This window comes from Hymenobacter mellowenesis (assembly GCF_030581005.1).
Lineage (GTDB): Bacteria > Bacteroidota > Bacteroidia > Cytophagales > Hymenobacteraceae > Hymenobacter > Hymenobacter mellowenesis.
In genome coordinates this window covers 712372-731426 of record NZ_JAUQSX010000001.1, presented here as the reverse complement: position 1 = coordinate 731426, position 19055 = coordinate 712372, and the positions used below count along the sequence as shown (strand labels likewise).

Annotated in this window: 14 protein-coding genes and 1 riboswitch; of the genes, 5 read left to right on the top strand and 9 right to left on the bottom strand. The window is 63.4% G+C overall.

The features are described from left to right. Nucleotides 1-166: 166 nt before the first annotated feature. The 4 genes from Q5H92_RS02925 to Q5H92_RS02910 form a co-directional block, all read right to left on the bottom strand. Nucleotides 167-1156, bottom strand: a complete 990-nt coding sequence (locus Q5H92_RS02925) for an ABC transporter permease (protein ID WP_305009987.1) — start codon at nt 1154-1156, stop codon at nt 167-169. Further along, nucleotides 1123-2193 carry an ABC transporter permease gene (locus Q5H92_RS02920; RefSeq protein WP_305009986.1) on the bottom strand — a complete coding sequence of 357 codons (1071 nt, stop codon included), beginning with the start codon at nt 2191-2193 and terminating at the stop codon, nt 1123-1125. Before Q5H92_RS02920 ends, Q5H92_RS02925 begins: the two co-directional genes overlap by 34 nt. A gap of 3 nt (nt 2194-2196) precedes the next feature. Then, nucleotides 2197-3906: an ABC transporter substrate-binding protein gene (locus Q5H92_RS02915; protein ID WP_305009985.1), complete on the bottom strand. Its 1710-nt coding sequence runs from the start codon at nt 3904-3906 to the stop codon at nt 2197-2199. Nucleotides 3907-4022: 116 nt separating this feature from the next. Continuing rightward, complete coding sequence (locus Q5H92_RS02910) at nt 4023-4400, bottom strand: hypothetical protein (protein WP_305009984.1); 378 nt, start codon at nt 4398-4400, stop codon at nt 4023-4025. 432 nt (nt 4401-4832) lie between these two features. Between Q5H92_RS02910 and Q5H92_RS02905 the strand changes: the two genes are divergently transcribed. Continuing rightward, entirely contained in the window at nt 4833-6284 is a 1452-nt protein-coding gene (locus Q5H92_RS02905) for a hypothetical protein (protein WP_305009983.1), read from the top strand. Nucleotides 6285-6438: 154 nt separating this feature from the next. On the opposite strand, the gene Q5H92_RS02900 is transcribed toward Q5H92_RS02905, so the two are convergent. From Q5H92_RS02900 to Q5H92_RS02880, 5 genes are all read right to left on the bottom strand, one after another. Next, nucleotides 6439-7062 (bottom strand): PKD domain-containing protein, encoded by a 624-nt coding sequence (locus tag Q5H92_RS02900; RefSeq protein WP_305009982.1) that lies wholly within the window; start codon nt 7060-7062, stop codon nt 6439-6441. Between the two features lie 46 nt (nt 7063-7108). Beyond that, entirely contained in the window at nt 7109-7834 is a 726-nt protein-coding gene (locus Q5H92_RS02895) for a LytR/AlgR family response regulator transcription factor (protein ID WP_305009981.1), read from the bottom strand. Nucleotides 7835-7888: 54 nt separating this feature from the next. After that, entirely contained in the window at nt 7889-11530 is a 3642-nt protein-coding gene (locus tag Q5H92_RS02890; RefSeq protein ID WP_305009980.1) for a hybrid sensor histidine kinase/response regulator, read from the bottom strand. A 185-nt stretch (nt 11531-11715) separates the two neighbouring features. Next, entirely contained in the window at nt 11716-13770 is a 2055-nt protein-coding gene (locus Q5H92_RS02885; RefSeq protein WP_305009979.1) for an OmpA family protein, read from the bottom strand. 130 nt (nt 13771-13900) lie between these two features. Next, nucleotides 13901-14977: a tetratricopeptide repeat protein gene (locus tag Q5H92_RS02880; RefSeq protein ID WP_305009977.1), complete on the bottom strand. Its 1077-nt coding sequence runs from the start codon at nt 14975-14977 to the stop codon at nt 13901-13903. A 213-nt stretch (nt 14978-15190) separates the two neighbouring features. Further along, nucleotides 15191-15289, top strand: a riboswitch (TPP riboswitch). A gap of 79 nt (nt 15290-15368) precedes the next feature. Here Q5H92_RS02880 and thiS point away from each other — a divergent pair. The 4 genes from thiS to Q5H92_RS02860 all read left to right on the top strand — a co-directional run bounded on the left by thiS (nt 15369) and on the right by Q5H92_RS02860 (nt 19055). Continuing rightward, the gene (gene thiS, locus Q5H92_RS02875; protein ID WP_305009976.1) at nt 15369-15572 is read left to right on the top strand and encodes a sulfur carrier protein ThiS; all 204 of its coding nucleotides are present in this window, start codon (nt 15369-15371) and stop codon (nt 15570-15572) included. Nucleotides 15573-15693: 121 nt separating this feature from the next. Continuing rightward, complete coding sequence (gene thiC / locus Q5H92_RS02870) at nt 15694-17571, top strand: phosphomethylpyrimidine synthase ThiC (RefSeq protein ID WP_305009975.1); 1878 nt, start codon at nt 15694-15696, stop codon at nt 17569-17571. A 92-nt stretch (nt 17572-17663) separates the two neighbouring features. Further along, the gene (gene thiD / locus Q5H92_RS02865; protein ID WP_305009974.1) at nt 17664-18425 is read left to right on the top strand and encodes a bifunctional hydroxymethylpyrimidine kinase/phosphomethylpyrimidine kinase; all 762 of its coding nucleotides are present in this window, start codon (nt 17664-17666) and stop codon (nt 18423-18425) included. 6 nt (nt 18426-18431) lie between these two features. Further along, the gene (locus tag Q5H92_RS02860) at nt 18432-19055 is read left to right on the top strand and encodes a thiamine phosphate synthase (protein ID WP_305009973.1); all 624 of its coding nucleotides are present in this window, start codon (nt 18432-18434) and stop codon (nt 19053-19055) included.

Genomic DNA, 19055 nt, shown 5'->3' with positions numbered 1-19055 from the left:
TAAACTGAATATCAAATGAATAATGAAATTGTGACTTGACGAATTGCTGTTTTATTTCTTCAAAAAAAACCTGATTTGCGACATCGGTAATATTCAACGCACGCAATGCCTTCCACATATTTTTTTGCTCTTTGGGGCCACTGGTACGGTTGAAAATGCGTGGGTCTTATTTTCTTGAATTAGTCAGTTTTTGTAAGCTTAAAATGGTGATTATTAGCATTGTTGATGGAAATGCGAAAAGCCACCAGGCGGAAGACTCCTGCCGGTAAGAAGCCATCAGGCGGCCCCAGCTGGCCACCTCCGGCGGCAGGCCAATGCCCAAAAAAGACAGGGTACTTTCCAGCCCCAACAGCCGCGCCAGGCTAAGCGGAAACAATGTGTATAAAGGCCTGATAGCATGTGGAATAGCGTGCTTCAGCCAAATGCGCCACGCTGGCACACCGGCAGCCTGAGCGGCCTCCACAAAAGGCAGCGTGCGGATGCGCAGCATCTGTGCGCGAACCAGGCGAGCGGGCGTGGCCCACGACGTAACGGTGAGCAATACCAGCAAGCCAGGGGCCGAAATGCTCCCCGCACTGGCCGCTAGTGCCACCACCAACACCAGCCGCGGAACGGTGTCGAGCGCGGTTGCGCCCCCTCTAACCAATGCATCCAGCGGCAGGCGGAAGGCAAGCTTCCTGCGGCGGATGCCGCCCGTTGCCACGCCCACGAGGCCCAGCGCGCCAGCTACGCCGCCCAGCCAGGGCGCGGGCAGCCGCAATACCCACCACACACTCCCGGCCACCACAGCCCCATACGAAATGTCGACCCGGGCCCGATTGCCCCAAAAGCCCGCCGCACTGCCCAGCAGCGCCCCAATGATGGCCGCCAGCAGCGCCGCTGGCAAAGTAAGAAACACCGCTGTGCGCGTGCCAAAAACCAGCAGGGTAAGTACATCGCGCCCCTGAGCATCGGTGCCGAGCCAGTGTTGGCCGGGAGCCAGCGGGGCCTGGGCAATATGCGCCAGGTCGGGTACATGAGGCGGGTAGGGCAGTGGCAGCACGGGCGCCACAACCGCCACCAGCACCAGCAGGCCTAGCCACGCCACAGCCCATTTGGGCGGGCCAAATAACGACTGTGACGCTAGCGCTGCCACCGGATGCGAGGGTCGGCCCATAAGGAAAGAAGGTCCGTGAGGAGCAGGGCCAGCAGCCGTGCCGCGCCAATGAGCAGCACGCCGCCCACCAGCACGGGGAAATCGCGCGCGGCGGCGGCTTCGGCCAGCAAGCGGCCCATGCCGGGCAAGGCAAATGCAACTTCCACCACCACGGCGCCGGCCACCAGGGCCGGGAGCAATTCGGCCAGCTGGGCCAGCGACGGCAGCAGGGCATTGCGCAGCGCATGGTGGCGAATAACGGCGCGCTCGGCCAGGCCTTTGGCGCGGGCCGTGGTGGCATAGCCGGCGCCAAGCTCCTGCTCCAGCGCGGCGGTAAGCTGCAGCGTGAGCTCAGGGAGGGCGCTAAGCGTGAGGGCTGCCACCGGCAAGGTCATGTGCCACAAATAAAAAGGAAGCTGTTCGCCGACGCCCATTTCAGCGTCAACGGCCTGGTCGAGGCCGTAGCTGGGAAACCAGACCAACATTGCTGGATTGGCAAAAAACAGCAGCAGCCCCAGCGCAATAACAAAAAGGGGCAGCGCCTGCAGGGCCACCAGCGCGCCCCGCACCGGCCGGTGCCAGCCCGGGCGCGCCGCCAGGCGCTGGGCCAGCACCAGCGCCAGCAGCACAGCCAGCGTGGCGGCCGTGCCCGTAAGCGGCAGCGTGAAAAGCAGCGCCTGCAGCAGGCGGGAGCCCACGCTCTCGCCCGTGCGATAGGAAGTGCCGAACTCCCCCTGCAGTAGGCCAACGAGCCAGCGGTGGTATTGGTTGGGCAGCCCGTTCCAGTGCCACTGGCCCGCCGTGGCGGACGTTGGGCGATGCGTGCCGACGTAGAAAAGCGGAATATCAAGCCCCAGACGGTGCCGGGTGGCCAGGTCGAGGGTTTGCCGCGCGGCAAGGGTGGACGCGCGGCCAGTGGTGCGCAACTCGGCCAGGTCGGGCTGGGCCAGTTCCACGGCCGTATCGCCTTCGAGGTGGCTCAGCAAAAACACCCCCGATGCCAGCGCCCATACCGCCAGCGCCGTCCGCAGCAGCCGCCAGAGAAATAGCCGGCCCATGCGTTAGGGTGCAGTGGGAGGAGCAGCCGCTTCGCCGATGGCCATGGCCGCAAAGCCCGGTTTTAGACTGGTCGGGTGCAGGCCGGTCAGCCGTTTTTGCGCCGCAATGTGGTTCGACAGGAAGAAGAGGGGCAACAAGGGCATTTCCTGCTGCATCAGCCCCTGGAAGCGCCGCAATAGCTGCGCGCGGCGCGGCGCGGTGTTCGCCGCCGCAATGGCGGCAATCAACTGGTCGCTCTCGGGCGTGCTGAAGCCAGTGTTATTGCCCGCGCCAATGGCTTGCGAATGCAGAAAAGGCGTAAAATTGAACATGAACGGATTGCCGCGCAGGGCCCGCACGTACACGTCGAACTCGCCATTACGCAGGGCCATGCTGAACGCGCCCGACTCGGTGGGCTGCAAGCTCACGGGCACTCCAATGCTGGCCGCCGCCGCCTGAAATTGCAGCGCAATTGTCGCAAACAGCTGTTCGTCGGTCCGGTAGCGCATCACCAGGCGCAACTGCTGAGGGCCCTGGGAACTGTTGCGCCGCCAGCCGGCTTCGGTGGTGGCCCCGCGCTGCCAGCCGGCGCGGCGCAACAGCGCCACGGCGCCGGCGGGGTCGAAAGGCACCGGGGCCAGGCTGTCGTTGTAATTCAGCCGGTCGGCGGGGTTGAGGAGGCCCACCGTGCGTTGGCCTTCGCCCAACTCACTGCCCTGCAGAATGCCCGCCGCATCGAAGCAGCGGCCCAGGGCCTGCCGCGTCAGGGCATCGGACAAGGCCGGCCGGCGGGTATTGAAGCCCACCGTGACGACGTCGTAGGATGCCGTGGTGTAAAAATTTAGGTTCGCGCGCGTGGCCGGCGCCTTGCGCAGGCGCGTGAACTCACGCGTGGGCATTTGCGGAAAAACGTCGATGTCACCCCGCTGCAAGGCCAGCGAGGCCGTGGCCGCGTCGGGAATAATGGCGTATTCGAGCTGTGCGGGGCGGGCCTGCAGCACAAAAGGCCGGTGGGGCACTCGGTCGGCCCACCAATGGGGCTTCCGCGCAAAGCGGAGGTATCGGTCTTTTTCCCACTTCACCAGTTGGTAGGGGCCGCAGCCGGGCAGGCGGGCGGGCGTTTGGCCGGGGGCCGCGGCGGCGTAGCGCCGGGACAGGGCTTCCAGCACCGCATTGGGCGGCGCCGAAGCCGGGCGCTGTTGTAGCGCCGCCAGCGAGAAGGCCCTCAATTCCCCTTTGGGGTCGAGCGCGGCTTCGGGCAGGATAAAAAAATCGCCGGACGCCTGCACGTATTCCACCGCCTGGCTGGTGCACACGAAGCTGAAACGCCGCGGATTGCGGGGGTCAATCAGCACCTCCCGAATGAAGCGGTACTGGCCACCGGGGCCCGCGTTGGGCAGCCCGGGACAAAACATCAGCTTGAGCGTGAACGCCACGTCGGTGGCCAGCACCGGCCGGCCGGTGTCCCAGGCGGCCTCGGGCCGGATGGTGTATTGCAGCCGCATGAGCGAATCGCCGAATAGCTGCACGGTGGGCAGGGCTTCAGCCAGTGCCGGGGCAAACTGGTTGGTGGTAAAATCGGCCTGCAGCAGGCTGCAGTTTAATAGATTGATGGCGTCGATGGCCGTCTGGTTGGCCATGACCATCGGGTCCAGGTTTTCCGGGTCGTGCGCCCAGCGGATTTTGATGGGCGCCTCAGCGCGGCGCTTGGCCGTGCAACCCTGTAGCAGCAAGGCGATTGCAAGACAGAGACGGGCTCCAGCCAGGAAATTTTGCCTCACGCGATACATTCAGACTATATTAGCCTTGCTACAGTGAGCAGGCAATATAGGCACTAAACGGCAGTGCGTTATTTGGCAACGATGTCGCCGGCCCAGCCGCCCGTGCCGCCTGCGGCTGCAATGTCGCCAGCCCAACCGCCCGTGCCGCCAGCAATGTCGCCGGCCCAGCCGCCCGTGCCGCCCACAGTTGCGAGGTCGCCGGCCCAGCCGCCGGTGCCGCCGGTGATGTCGCCAGCCCAGCCGCCCGTGCCGCCATATACATCCGTGTCATCGCCGTCACCGTCGCCGTCGCCGTCGCCCGGGGTGATGTCGCCGGCCCAGCCGCCCGTGCCGCCCAGATTGGTTGCGGTGGTTACGTTCGTGGTGGTAGTCAGAGCCGCATCCGAAGGGGCGGGGGCGCAGAGGCTAGCAACTTGAAACAGGGCGATGGTGAGGAGATTCAGCACGGTGGTTAAGACTTAGAATGTGTGTCAGCTATTTGAACAACACAAAGTTGGGGCTCGCCAGAACCGTGCAAAAGGACATTTTTGCCCTAAAGTTGACTTGTATCCAAATTATAAATAAGTTGACTAAAAAAAGAAAAAATATAGTAAGGTGTCTTCCCTGTTTTTAAATAAACTTTTTTTTGGTGGATATTCAGAAAAATCACTCAATTTGTGACCTCTGAGCGTTAAACCAGCCATAAATATTCACAATACAAATATTGCCGGACGCTTGCACGGAAAAAAGGAAAGAATCTGCGTTTTTGTGACGTCGGTTTTGAGCGTCTGTTTCGAATGAAAAGCCTGTTTCCACGCCATTAGTGCATATTTTAGATGAATGAAATTGCAAATTTGGCGCGAATTGTGACATCGCGTAGCCTGAACTCTTTGCCGGTATTGGACCTGAATAGCCGCCAACCGAACAAGGAGAACCTGTTTGTCAAGACCCTGGCCAAGACGCCTGATGCCACCCAGTTGCAGGTGGTGAAGGCATTGTATGGCAAGGCCACGACGGCCAACGTGCGGGCGCTGCAAAAGCTGCAGTCGCGGGTGCGCAGCAAATTGCTCAACCAGCTCTACTTTCTGGACCATTCGGATTCCCGGCACCTGGTGTCGCGCCGGTACGAGCTGGAGTGCCTGGACATGCTCCACAAGGTGAGTATTTTGTATGCGGAGCGCGAGTACAATCTCTCGGAGCGGTTGCTGCAACGCTGCCTGGCCCTAGCCGAAAAAGGCGAATTCACGCAGTATGCCGTGTTATGTGCCCGCATGCTGCGCAACCTGCACGCCGAAAAGCGCGATGCCATTCCCTATAAGAAGGCGGTGAAGGTGCTGGCGCACGTGCAACAGGTGCTGGCCCTGGAAGACGAAGCCGAGCAGCTGTACACGGCCACCCAACTGGCCCTGAGCGGTACCGTGGCCGCGCGCCGGGCCGTGCTGGCCGTGCTGCCCGACCGCATTGCCCAGCTGGAAGCCCTGCATCGCAAGGCCCGCAGCTTCACTACTTATAATGTGGTGTACCGGGCGCGGCTGGCCTACGAAGAGCTGCAGGGCAATTTCCAGGAGATGATTCGGGTGACGGCGGCGGCTTCGCGCCGCCTAAAGGAGGGTAAGCTGAACGAGCGGCGCTTCGATTTGCGCTTCAACCACTTCGTGAGCATTTATGCTTACCTGCGCAGCCGGCAGCCGGTGCAGGGCCTGCGGCTGGCCGAGGAATACACCCGGGATTTTCACCCGTCGTCCAACAACTGGTTTTATTTTCAGGAGCACCATGTGCTGCTGGCGCTGCACGCCGAACAATACGAGCGGGCCCAGCAGCTGATGGAAGTCATTACCAAAAACCCCGCCTACCTCATCCAGCGCGAGGCGGCGCTGCAGCGCTGGGACTTGTACCGGGCTTATATTGACTTTGTGCTGCCGCCGCCGCGCCCTTCGGTGGCCCGGCAGCGCCAAATGGCCCAGTGGGTGCTGCAACTCCCGGAATACAGCCGCGATAAGCGGGGGCACAACGTGGCCATTCTGGTGCTGCAGCTACTGCACTTCCTGCGCGAGCGCAACCTCGAAGCCGTGCTTATGCGCCTGGAACGCCTGCGCAAGTACCAGCAGCGGCACCTGTACGAGCCCACTACGGTGCGTAGCCGGCTGTTTTTGCGCCTGCTGCAGGTGATTGTGGAAAAGAACTTTGATGCAACCAAGGCGGCGGAGCGCGGCAAGGTGCTGCTGCAACAGCTGCACGACACGGCCCCGCCCGGCGAGGCTTTTGCGGAAGTGGAGATTATCCCCTACGAGCACCTTTGGGAGCTGGTGTTGACGCTGCTGCGAGAGGGCGCGCCGATGGCGAGTGAATAAGAGGAGAGGAATTGACTGAAAGAAGAACGTCATGCTGAGCGTAGCCGAAGCATCTTTACCGCCATTCAAAAATGAATTAGTTGCGCGGTAGAGATGCTTCGGCTACGCTCAGCATGACGACTTCACGTCTGCTTTTTTTCTCTGCTCTTCCCCGCTACGGTTCCACCACGATTTGGCGCGACACGCAGTAGCTCTGGATGCAGGCCTGTGAGCCGTAGCCGCGCATGTTGAAACGCACGGCGTAGGTGCCGGGGCGGCGGAAAGTGTGCTCGGCGGTGCGGCCTTTGAAGGTGGTACCGTCGCGGAAGTCCCACACGTACTGCACGTTCTGGCAGTTGAGCAGCTGGGCTTCGGGCGAGGCAAAGGAAACCGGCTGGCCCACGCGCACGCGGGTGGTGGAGGCCGTGAAATCGACCACGTCCTGTTGCACGAGGTTGATGGGGATGTATTTCTGGCCGGTGCGCACCTCGCCGGTTTTGTCTACTATCACATCGAGCTGCACCACATAGTTTTTGCGCTCCTTATAGCAGTGCGTGATGGTGGTGCCGGTGAGGGTGGTGCCGTCGCCCATCAGCCATCGGTAGGTGAAGGGGCCGGCGGCTTCGTCGATGGAACCGCGGCCGTCGAGGTCGACGCAGAGCATGCGGGGCAGGGGCGGCCCACAGCTTACGCTGGTGGTGTCGCCAGCCTGCTGGGCGCGGGCGGCGGCGCTTATTAAGAGGAGGAAAAAAGCAGAAACAGCAAAAATGCCGCGGCCGGGTGCAAGTTGGAAGCGCATGCGAAGAGGAAAAGCGGGAAAGTGAAACGCGGCTTGCGTGCGCGGTTTAAAACTTGTTGAGGCGCTGCATCACGTCGCGCAAGTACGTCTGGCCCACGGGAATCTGCTTGCTGTCCACGGTCAACATGTTGTCTTCCAGGGCCTGAATGTACTGGACGTTGACAATGAACGAGCGGTGCACCCGCACGAACAGCTTGCTCGGAAACTTCTCTTCCACACCCTTCATAGTGCTGTACACGATGAGCTTGCTGTGGCCGGTGATGATGTGCACGTAGTCGCCGAGGGCTTCCACGTAGCGCACATCGGCGAAGGTGACGCGCACCAGCTTGTTGTCGACTTTCACAAACGTGAACGCGGCATTGGGCGCCGGGGCTTCGATGGCGTCGGCGTCGGCCGGATGCTGGCGCTCCGCGATTTCCAGGGCTTTCTGGGACGCTTGCAGGAAGCGGGCGTAGCTCACGGGCTTCACCAGGTAGTCGACCACGGCGTGCTCGAAGGCCTGCACCGCGTAGTCTTTGCTGCTGGTGATGAGCACCACCAGCGGCGGGTTTTGCAGGGTGCGCAGCAACTCAATGCCCGACATGAGGGGCATTTCCACGTCCAGAAACAGCAGGTCGATGGGCTGGGTGCGCAGGGCTTCGGCCGCTTCGACGGGGTTGGTGTAGCTGCCGGTGGCCGAGAGGAAAGGCGTGTTGTTGATGCAGTTGAGCACCACTTGCACCGACAGCGGGTCGTCGTCGACAACCAAACAACTTAGTACAGAAGTAGACATAGCAGCGAAAAGGTAGGCGTAAGGAAAAACGAAAGTAACCTGTGCGATTGGTTTTTAAGCCGATGCCCGGGCTTCAAGCTGCGGATATAGCTCAGCCAGCTGCTGGCGGATGGCATCGACCAGCGGCTCGCAGTAGGCATGAGCGGGGTGCCGGGCGGCGCGCTCCAGTTCATCGAGCTGGGTATGCAGCACCGGCACGCCGAAGTAGGCCACCTGGCCCTTGAGCTTGTGGGCCGTGCCGGCCAGCGCCGCCGGGTTGTCGACGCAGTTGGCGGCCAGCAGGGCCTCTAGGGCCGGCGCTTCGGTCAGGAAAGTGCCTACAATCTGGCGCAGGAAGCCTTCGTTGCCACCGGCCAGCTCTTCGAGCAGGTGCCAGTCGGGTTTTAGGGAAGGGTGAAGAGGAGAGAAGGGCTGATGTTCGGAGCCGCTTCCTGCCTTTTCCGCTTTTCCCTCTTCCCTCTTCCCACCTCCCTTTCTTCCTGTGAAGTGCGCCAGGCGCGCATACAGCACGGCCGGCTCGAAGGGCTTGGCGAGGGTGTCGTTCATGCCGGCGGCCAGGGCCAATACCCGGTCTTCGGGCAGCACCGAGGCGGTGAGGCCGATGATGGGGAACTGGCTGGCATCCGGGAATAAGGCGCGCAGGCGGCGGGCGGCCTCGTAGCCGTCCATTTCAGGCATTTGCACGTCCATCAGCACGGCGTCGAAAGGCACGGGGTCGGTGGCGGCGGCTTCCACGGCCAGGCGGCCGTTTTCGGCGATGACGACCTGCACGTTCCAGGCTTCCAGGGTTTTGCGGGCCACCAGTTGGTTGAGGGCGTTGTCTTCGGCCACCAGCACGCGCAGAGCGGGCTCGAAGGGCGCGAGCAGGCCGGCGTGGGCTTCGGGCTGGGCGGCGCTGGCGTCGGCCACTTCGTAGGGCAGCTCGAAGAAAAACTCCGAGCCCTGGCCTTCTTCGCTGCTCACGCCCAACTGGCCGCCGTGCAGCTGCACGAGGTTGCGGGCAATGCTCAGGCCCAGGCCCGTGCCGCCGAACTCGCGCGTGGTGGAGGTGTTGGCCTGCGAGAAGTCCTCGAAAATGGCCCCCAGCTTGTCCTGCGGAATGCCAATGCCAGTGTCGCGCACCGCGAAACGAACGAGGGAATGGGCTGGTTTGGAAGCAGTTTCGGGCGAAAGCACGGTTTGCACTGTTACCGTCACACCGCCCTGGCGGGTGAACTTGATGGCGTTGCCGACCAAGTTGACCAAGATTTGGTTCAGGCGTACCGGGTCGCCGAGCACGGCAGCGGGCACGTTGTCGGCTACGTTGATTTGCAGGGCCAGCCCCTTGCTTTCGGTGGCAAACTTGAACATGGCCCCGAGGCGCCGCACGGCTTCGGGCAGGCGGAAGGGCACTTGCTCTAGCGAGAGCTTGCCGGCTTCCATCTTGGAGCTGTCGAGAATGTCGTTGATGATGACCAGCAGGTTTTGCGACGACGACTCGATGGCCGTGAGGTACTCGGCCTGCTCGGTGTTGGGGTGGGTGGCCTGCAGCAGGTTGGTGAGGCCAATGACGGCGTTCATCGGCGTGCGGATTTCGTGGCTCATATTGGCCAGAAACTGCGCTTTGGCCCGGCGCGAGGCCTCGGCCGCATCGCGGGCTACCACCAAATCGGCGTTGATATCCTCAATCTGGGCTTTTTGCTGGCGCAGCTCGGCGGTGCGCTCGCGCACGGTGCGTTCCAGCACGTACTGCGTGCGGCGCAGGGCGCGCTCCCGGAATCGAACCAACCCAAAAACCACGGCCCCACCAATCAGCAGCGCGAACGTGGCAAACCACCAGGTGCGCCAAAACGGCGTGGCAATGCCGAAGCTGGAGGCCACTACTCTGCTCCACGGGCCGGCGCTGCCGCGGCGCACCCGCGCCTGCAACTCGTAGCGGCCGGCGTCGAGGCCCGGAAACTGGGCTTCGCCGGCGGGGCTGGGGCGGCTCCACTCGTCGGACAGCCCGCGCAGGCGGAACTGGTACTGCAGCGGCGCGCCAGCCGTGAGGCTGATGCCCTCAAACGCAAACGTGACGCGGTGCCGCGTGGCCGAAAGCTGGCCCAGCGCCTGCACGGGGCGCGCTTCGCCGTCCACCTCGGCCCCGGTAAGCGCCAGGCCGGGCGGCTGGGCCGTGAGCTGGCGCAGGCCGGCCGTGAGGTCGAGGCGGAGCAGGCCGGCGCGGGTGCTGAGCCAAGCCACCGTGGGGCGGCCGGCGCGGTGGGCCAGCGCGGCCGGGCCCAGGCAGTCGCGCACCAGCGGGTTGTCGGGCGCGGCGAGGGGCGAAAACTGCTGGGTGCGGGCGTGCAGTACCGTGAGGGCCTGCTGGTGCACCAGCAGCAGGCGCGGCGCGGGGCCGGGCAGCGGCAGCAGGCCGTAGATATAATCAGAAGGCAGTTGGGCGCCCGTAAATTGTTCCCATTGGCCGGCGGGCAGGTGGCAAAACAGCCCCTGGCCCTCGGTGCCCACCCAGAGGCGGCCGTCGGCATCTTGGGCGAAGCTGCTCACGTCGATACCTTTTTTGGTGAGGCGGGCGTAGGCGAAGGAGTTGGTGCGGGGCTCAAAGGTGGCCAGCCCGGTGTCGTGGGTGCCAATCCAGACGCGCCCGTCGTGGTCGGCCAGCAGGGCTGTGATGGTGTTGTGCAGCAAGCCCTCGGCGGTGGTGAAATGGCGGACAGGCCGGGCCGCATCGGTGGGTATGTTGTAAAGGCCATCAACGGCGGTGCCCACCCACAGGCCGGTGCCGGGCGCATAGGCGAGGGCGGTGATGCTCAACTGAGCATTGCCGAGCAAGCCGGCAATTGCCTGCGGAATGAGCCCCGGTTGGATTGCCGTGAAAAGGCCCGCCGTGGTTCCCATCCAAAACCCATCGCCCAAGGCCACCGGGCGCGGCAGCAGTGCCTGTACGGAATGGCCAGCCAGGTCAGGAGCCACAAAGTTGCCATCCCGAACGCGCACCGGCCGATTAAGCGACAACTGAAAAAAGCGGTTGCCGCCAAAAGCTGCCCAGGCTTCCTCGGTTGCTTTGGCGCCGGTAGTGGCAAGGGCAGGCAGCTGGCCCGCCGCGCCGCTTGGGTAAGGCTCCAGCCGCAAATGCCGGTCGGAATGCCGCAGCAGGCCCTGGCCGGCGGTGCCCAGCCAGGTGTTGCCTTCGCGGTCGGGCAGCAGGCAAATGGGCACGGTGCCTTCGGCCAACACGATGTGGTACCGGCGCAGGTAGCGGCCAATCGCGGCCGTATCGACGGGTGGCGCGCCGTCGGCGTGCAGGTGCAGGGCGGCGGGCACGGCGGCCAGCTTGGCCGGCTCGAAGCGGCCGGCTGCGTCTTTCCTAACCGAAATACCGCCTTCGGCATGGCCCACCCACAGCCGGCCAGTGGCCGGCTCTTCGCGCAGCGACACCACGAAATCTTCGGCCAGCCCGTCTTTTTTGGTGAACGTGACGAAGCGCGTGCCGTCGTAGCGCACCAGCCCCTCGCCGGTGCCCAGCCAGAGGTAGCCCTGCTGGTCCTGCAGCAGCGCATAAATGAAGGACGGTTGCAGGCCCTCGGCCGGCCCAAACGGCTGCAAGAAAACCCGCTGAGCCCGCGCCGGCCGCGTGAGCAGCAACAGCCCGCTCAGCAGCGCCAGCAACAGCAGCCCCAACCGGCGCCGATAGATAAAGTGAAGTAAAAGTTTCAAGCCGAAAAAGCTGCCCAATGGTTTAGCTGCGCAAGGTAAATGCAGGGGCCGGGCCAGACGCCAACTTTCCGATTATCAAAGCGCCCCGCCCGGCCAATGTGGCCTTTTACCCGACCGCGCAGTTTTTCGGTAGCGCGGACTTTGTAGTCCGCAACTGCATCCACTTGCGGACTACAAAGTCCGCGCTACTTAGCCGTCACCTTAAACTCGGTACGGCGGTTGAGCTGGCGGTTGCCTTTGCTGGTGTTGGGCACTTCGGGACGGGTTTCGCCGTAGCCGGCGGCCGTGAGACGGGCACCGGAGATGCCGTGCTGCGTCAGATACGCCACCACGGCCTGGGCGCGGCGCTGGCTCAGGTCCTGGTTCATGGCGGCTTCGCCCACGTCGTCGGTGTGGCCGGCCATTTCCAGCTGGAGGGCGGGCGTTTCGGTGAGGAGCTTTTGCAGGCGCTCCAGCTCGGCGGTGCTTTCGGGGCGCAGGGTGGCCTTGCCGGTGTCGAAGAAAATGTTGCGCAGCACGATGGTGGTGCCCACTTCCAGCTTCTTCAGGGGAATGTCTTTGATGACTTCGGCGAAGGCGGCGCCGGCGGGCAGGTCGAAGTTTTCGGAGTGAAACAGGTAGCCGTCCTGCCGCACCACGATGCCGTAGTTGGTGCCCGAGGGCAAACTCACGAGGTAGCGGCCCGAGGTGGCGTTGCTGCGGAAGGTGGCAATGGTCTGGCCGCTGGTGTTGTCGATGAGGTCGATGGCGGCGTCGAGCGGCTGCTGGCTGGCGGCATCGGTCACGGTGCCTTTGAGGATGGTGACTTGGGCGGTGGCCACGGCCACGGCGGGCGCCAGCACGGTTTGCTTCACCGGCGCCAGGCGCGAGGCCAGCAGCTGGTCTTCCTGGCTGAGCACGGGCGGTTTTTCGGGGCCGAGGAAGGTGATGCGGTAGATGTCCTTGGCCCCCAGACCGCCGGGCCGGTCGCTGCTGTAGTAGCCGTGCCGCCCCGAGGCCGATGTCACAAAAAACACGTCGTCGTCGGGCGTATTGATGGGCCAGCCCAGGTTCTCGGGCTCGCTCCACTTGCCGTTCTCGAACACCGATTTGAAGATGTCGTAGCCGCCCATCGAGTTGTGGCCTTCGGAGGAAAAGTACAGCGTCTTGCCATCGGGGGCCATAAAAACGCCCTCCTCGCCCGCGCCCGTGTTGATGGTCGGGCCCAGGTTCACGGGCTGGTTGCGGCCTTCCATGTCTACTTTATAGATATCGGAGCCGCCCAGGCTGCCCTCTGTCCGGTCGCTCACGAAGTACAGCCAGCGCCCGTCAGGCGAGTAGCTGGCCGATGTTTCGTGGCTTCGGGTATTGATGCGCGAGCCGAGCTGCTTGGGCTTGGTCCAGGTGGTGCCGGTAAGGTTAGCTTCGAGCAGGTCGCCGCCGTTGGTGCCCACGTACACGAGCATGCGCTGGCCATCGGGCGCCAAGCCCACGGTGGCGTTGTGGTCGTCGGTGTTCACGGGCGCGCCCAGGTTGGCGGCACGGCTCCACTTTTTGCCCTGCCAGGAGGCCTGGTAGATGTCCTCGAAGTAGCCGTTGCCCTCCGGGTCCTTCTTCCCGCCAACCGAGCCCGCCCGGCGCGAGGTAATCAGAATGGTCGACTCATCGGCCGACACTACCGGGCCGTAGTCTGAATCCGGCGAGTTCAGCTCCGGCCCGGCATTGTCGATAAATACACGGGTGGGGTGGGCGGCCAGCAGCTGGCCGTTGCGGCACTGCTGCACGTAGCGCTGCAAGTCGGTGGCCGTGATGGTTTCGGCGTCGCCGTTGCGGGTGTTGCCACCAACGGGCTGGGCCTGCTGGTACTCGGCTAGGGCCTCGCGCCACTTGCCGCTCAGGTGCAGGGCCCGGGCCAGCAGGAAATGCGTGCGCGCATCAGCCGTGGCATCCAGCCTGGCCGCCTTTTGCAGGTAGGGGAGGGCGGCGGTTTTGGTGGGCGAGTGCAAGTAGCAGTCGCCGATTTTCACGTTCAGGGCCGCATTGTTGGGGTTGAACTGCTGGGCGGCCAGGTAGTGCGGCAGGGCGGCGGCGTAGCGCGGCGGGTCGGCGCGGTATTCGGTGTCGCCGTCCTTCAGCTCGCGGTTGGCTTCGCGCAGGCCGTCCTTGTTGTCGCTGAAGTTGTCTTTGGTGAAGGCGACGCTCTGGGCGGCGGCGGGCAGGGCGACGCTGAGTAGGAGCAGGAGGAATAGGCGGAAAGGCATGGTAAATACGTATTGATTGTTCTGATGCGAGGCGCGGGCTGCTTGTAGCGTGGACTCTGCGAGTCCGTGCATTGCTGGGGTCGTTCGCCTGGGCGCGGACTCGCAGAGTCCACGCTACACGGCGCTCGGCTTACTCTGCCGCCTCGCCCACGCAGCCGGCCGCCGCCGCATACTGGTTGCCCACCGTGAGGCCCAGCTCAGCGGCCCGACGCCAGTCCTGGCAGGCTTCGTCGGCCTGGCGGAGCATTTCGCGGGCGTGGCCGCGGTTGAGGTAGGCCTCGGCGTAGTCGGGTTTTAGCTGGATGGCCTGGCTGGCGTCGGAAGCCGCGTCGGCGTACTTTTCCTGCTTGAGCAGGGCGGCGGCGCGGTTGTTCCAGGCGTAGGCGTACTTCGGGTCGAGCTGCAGGGCCTGGCCGAAATCGGCAATGGCGCCGGCGTAGTCCTTATTTTCGAAGCGGGCGCTGCCGCGGTTGGTGTAGGCCAGGGCGTTGTCGGTTTTCTTCGCTAGGTAAGCGTCGTAGTCTTTCAGGGCCTGGGGCAGCTGGCCGGTGCGGCGCTCGGCGGCGGCGCGATTGAGCAGGGCGGGCAGCAGGTCGGGCTGCAGGGCCAGGGCCTGGGTGTAGTCCTGCGCGGCGGCGGCAAAGTTGCCGAGCTTCTGCTGGGCGCTGGCGCGGTCGTGGTAGGCGTAAGCTAGCTTGGGGTCGGCCTTTAGGGCACCGTCGAAATCGTCGCGGGCGGCCTGGTAATCGCCTTTTTCGAAGCGCAGCACGCCGCGGTTGTACCAGGCGGGGGCGTAGTCGGGCTTGGCCTTCACGGCTTCGGAGTAGTCGGTTTCGGCCTCCGCGAGGCGGTTCTGGGCTTCCTGGGCGCGGGCGCGGCCGAAGTAGCTGGCGTAGCTGCCGGGCTCCAGCTTCAGGGCCTGGTCGTAATCGGCCTGGGCTTGGGGGTAGTCTTTCAGCTCGAAGCGGGTGGCGGCGCGGTTGGTATAGGCAGCCGCAAAATCGGGCTTGGCGGCAATGGCCTGGTCGAAGCTTTGCAGCGCGGCCGGGTAGCGCTGGGCCTGGAAGCTGGCCAAGCCGGCATTATAGGCTTTTTCGGCCAGCTGCGGGCCGGGCAGGGTGCTGGCCCGCACGGTATCGACCTCCTGAGCGCGACTGGCAAACGGCAGGCCCAGTAACACGAGAAAAAGTAGAGTATTTTGCATCATAGCCAGCTGATGATTAGAATAGAGGGCGTAGAAAGCGAAGATATTGGATTTTGGACGATGAAGGGCAATGTGAATGTTGGAACGACGTAGGGGAGGGGCTTGCCCCCGCCCGGTCATTGAACAACACCGTTGAAGCGGCGCGACCACCCGGGCGGGGGCAGGCCCCGCCCCTACATCGTGCTGATTATTCCCAGCCAGCGCGTAGATTTGGCCCATAAACTTTAGGGGTGCTTCGCTTCGGCGCGGCTGAGATAATACCCTTGGAACCTGATTCCGGCTAATACCGGCGAAGGGAAAAGTACTGGTCCGCTCGCGGCTGCCCATGGGGTAGTCCGTCGTCGGCACCCCTATTGTTTATGGACTGATTTCACTGCCACCTGCCCCGGTTGCCATGATTTGCTACGTAAACAATTCGCCCCAGGAAACTCCCGATTCTCAGACGCTCACGCAGCTGCTCGCCGGCCTCGCGCTGGCCGGGCAGCGCGGCCTCGCCGTGGCCGTGAACGACGAAGTGGTGCCCCGCGCTGCCTGGGAGGCGCATGAGTTGCGTGAGCACGACCGGGTCACGATTATTCGCGCCACGCAGGGCGGGTAGGGCCTTTCGTTGTCAGTTGCTGGTTGTCAGTTGTCAGGCCTTTCAGGGATGCAGCGACAGTCAACTTTCTGACAGCCGATGTCTAACAACTGACAACCAACAACTGACAACTAACCCAGTTATGAAAAAGAAAGACCAGGCCCCGCAGCAGACGCTGGTGGAGCGCCAGCCGCTCACCGGCTCCCGCAAAATCTACGTGCCCGGCAAGCTGCACCCCGAAATCCGGGTGGCCATGCGCGAAATCGCCCTGGCCGACACCGAGCGCAAGTTCGATTTCGGCTTCCCATCGGAGCAGAACGCGCCCGTGACGGTATACGACACCAGCGGCCCCTACACCGACCCCAATGTTGAAATCGACCTGAAAAAGGGCCTGCCCCGCCTGCGCCAGCAATGGATTCTCGGCCGCGGCGACGTGGAGCAGCTCACCGGCACCACCTCCGAGTACGGCCAGCAGCGCGCCGCCGATGCCGGCCTCGACCACCTGCGCTTCGAGCACATCGCGGCCCCGTTGCGCGCCAAACCGGGTTACAATGTGAGCCAGATGCACTACGCCAAAAAGGGCATTATCACGCCCGAGATGGAGTACATCGCCATCCGCGAAAACCAGCGCTTCGACGAGCTGCCCGCCGATGACCCGTTGCGCACGCAGCACCGCGGCCACAGTTTCGGGGCTAACACGCCGGAAGGCCACATCACGGCCGAATTTGTGCGCCAGGAAGTGGCTGCCGGCCGCGCCGTGATTCCCAGCAACATTAACCACCCGGAGAGCGAGCCCATGATTATCGGGCGCAATTTCCTGGTGAAAATCAACACCAACATTGGTAATTCGGCCGTTACGTCATCCATTGAGGAAGAAGTAGATAAGGCCGTGTGGAGCTGCCGCTGGGGCGGCGACACGCTGATGGATTTGAGCACCGGCAAGAACATCCACGAAACCCGCGAGTGGATTATCCGCAACTGCCCGGTACCGGTGGGCACGGTGCCGATTTACCAGGCGCTGGAAAAGGTGAACGGCAAGGCCGAGGACCTGACCTGGGAGCTGTTTCGCGACACGCTCATTGAACAGGCCGAGCAGGGCGTCGACTACTTCACCATCCACGCCGGGGTGCTGCTGCGCTACGTGCCGATGACGGCCAAGCGCGTGACGGGCATCGTGTCGCGCGGCGGCTCCATTATGGCCAAATGGTGCCTGGCGCACCACAAGGAGAGCTTTCTGTACACGCACTTCGAGGAAATCTGCGAAATCATGAAGGCCTACGACGTGGCCTTCTCGCTGGGCGACGGCCTGCGCCCCGGCTCCATTGCCGATGCCAACGACGAAGCGCAGTTTGCCGAGCTGGAAACCCTGGGCGAACTCACCAAAATTGCCTGGAAACACGACGTGCAGGTGATGATTGAGGGCCCCGGCCACGTGCCCATGCACCTCATCAAGGAAAACATGGACAAGCAGCTGAAGGAGTGCCACGAGGCGCCTTTCTACACGCTGGGGCCGCTCACGACGGACATCGCGCCGGGCTACGACCACATTACCTCGGCCATCGGCGCGGCCATGATTGGCTGGTTTGGCACGGCCATGCTGTGCTACGTGACGCCCAAGGAGCACCTCGGCCTGCCCAACAAGCAGGACGTGAAGGACGGCGTTATTGCCTACAAAATCGCCGCCCACGCCGCCGATTTGGCCAAAGGCCACCCCGGCGCGCAGTACCGCGACAACGCCCTTAGCAAGGCCCGCTTCGAGTTCCGTTGGGAAGACCAGTTCAACCTCAGCCTCGACCCCGACACGGCCCGCGAATACCACGACGAAACCCTGCCCGCCGAGGGCGCCAAAGTGGCCCACTTCTGCTCGATGTGCGGGCCGCACTTCTGCTCGATGAAAATCACCCAGGAAGTGCGCGACTACGCGGCGGCCCAGGACCTGACCGCCAGTGAGGTGCTGGCGAAAGGGCTGGTGGAAAAGTCGCGGGAGTTTGTGGAAAAAGGTAGTGAGATTTATTTCTAGAAACGATGTAGCGTGGACTCTGCGAGTCCGCGTGTGAACGAACATCTTTCCGTCAAACGCGGACTCGCAGAGTCCACGCTACATTCAACCCCATGTCCCAATCCTTCCGCCCCTACGCCCTCAGCATTGCCGGCTTCGACCCCAGCGCGGGCGCCGGCCTGCTCGCCGACGTGAAAACGTTCGAGGGCCACGGCGTGTATGGGCTGGGCGTGTGCACGGCCCTCACCGTGCAAAATGACGTGTCGTTTGAGCGCGTGAACTGGGTGCCAGCGGCGGAAATCCGGGAGCAGATTCGGGTGCTATTTGCCCGTTTCAAAGTCGATTTTATCAAAGTCGGCTTGGTCGAGAGCCTGCCGCAGCTGCTGGAGCTGGTAGGCTGGCTGAAGATGCAGAACCCAAAGCTGCAAATCGTGTGGGACCCGGTGCTCAAGGCCTCGGCCGGCTACGAGTTCCACCGCCGAACCGACCGCCAGCTGATGCAGGCCCTATGCGCCGAAATGGCCCTCGTGACCCCCAACAAGCCCGAAATGCTGCGCATGTGGCCCAGTGAAGCATCGGCCGAAGTCGCGGCGCAAGTCGTGAGCAACTTCTGCCCGGTGCTGCTGAAAGGAGGCCACGACACCGGCGAATTATCGACTGATGTACTCTATACCCGCGGCAAATGGGACTCGTTTTCGGTGGCGCGGCTGGCGCACGGCGAGAAGCACGGCAGCGGCTGTGTACTCTCGGCCGCGGTACTGGCCAATCTGGCCAAGGGCGAAACGCTGGTCGATGCCTGCGAGGCCGCCAAGGACTATACCACCGAATTTCTGGCTAGCAACGACACACTGCTGGGCTACCATTCGAAAAGCTAATCCATTATGAAAATCAACGCGCTTCACTACATCACCACCAGCGCCGAAGCGGCCGAGTTGGCCTGCCAGGGCGGGGTGCACTGGGTGCAATTGCGGGTGAAAAACCAGCCGCCGGCCATCTGGAAGCAGCTGGCGCTTGATACGCTGGCCGTTGCCCACCGCTACGGCGCCACGCTCATCATCAACGACAACCCCGCGCTGGCCCGGGAAATCGGGGCCGACGGCGTGCACTTGGGCCAGCAAGACCTGCCGCCCGCCGAGGCCTGCGAAATGCTGGGCCCGAAAGCCATCATCGGCGGCACGGCCAACACCTTTGCCGACGTGCAGCACTTGGCCGCGGCCGGCGTCGATTACGTGGGGCTGGGGCCCTTTCGCTTCACGAGCACCAAGGAGAAATTGAGCCCGATTCTGGGCCTTGCGGGCTACACCGAAATCATGCGGCAGTGCCAGGCGGCCGGCATCACGGTGCCGGTTATCGGCATTGGCGGCATTGCTTTGGAGGACGTGGCCGCGCTGTTGGCGACAGGGCTGCACGGCGTGGCGGTATCCGGCGCCATTGGCGGGGCGGAAAATCCAACGGAAGCTGCGCGTCTGTTCGTCAGTGAATTACCCGCTGTAAAACCTGTTTAA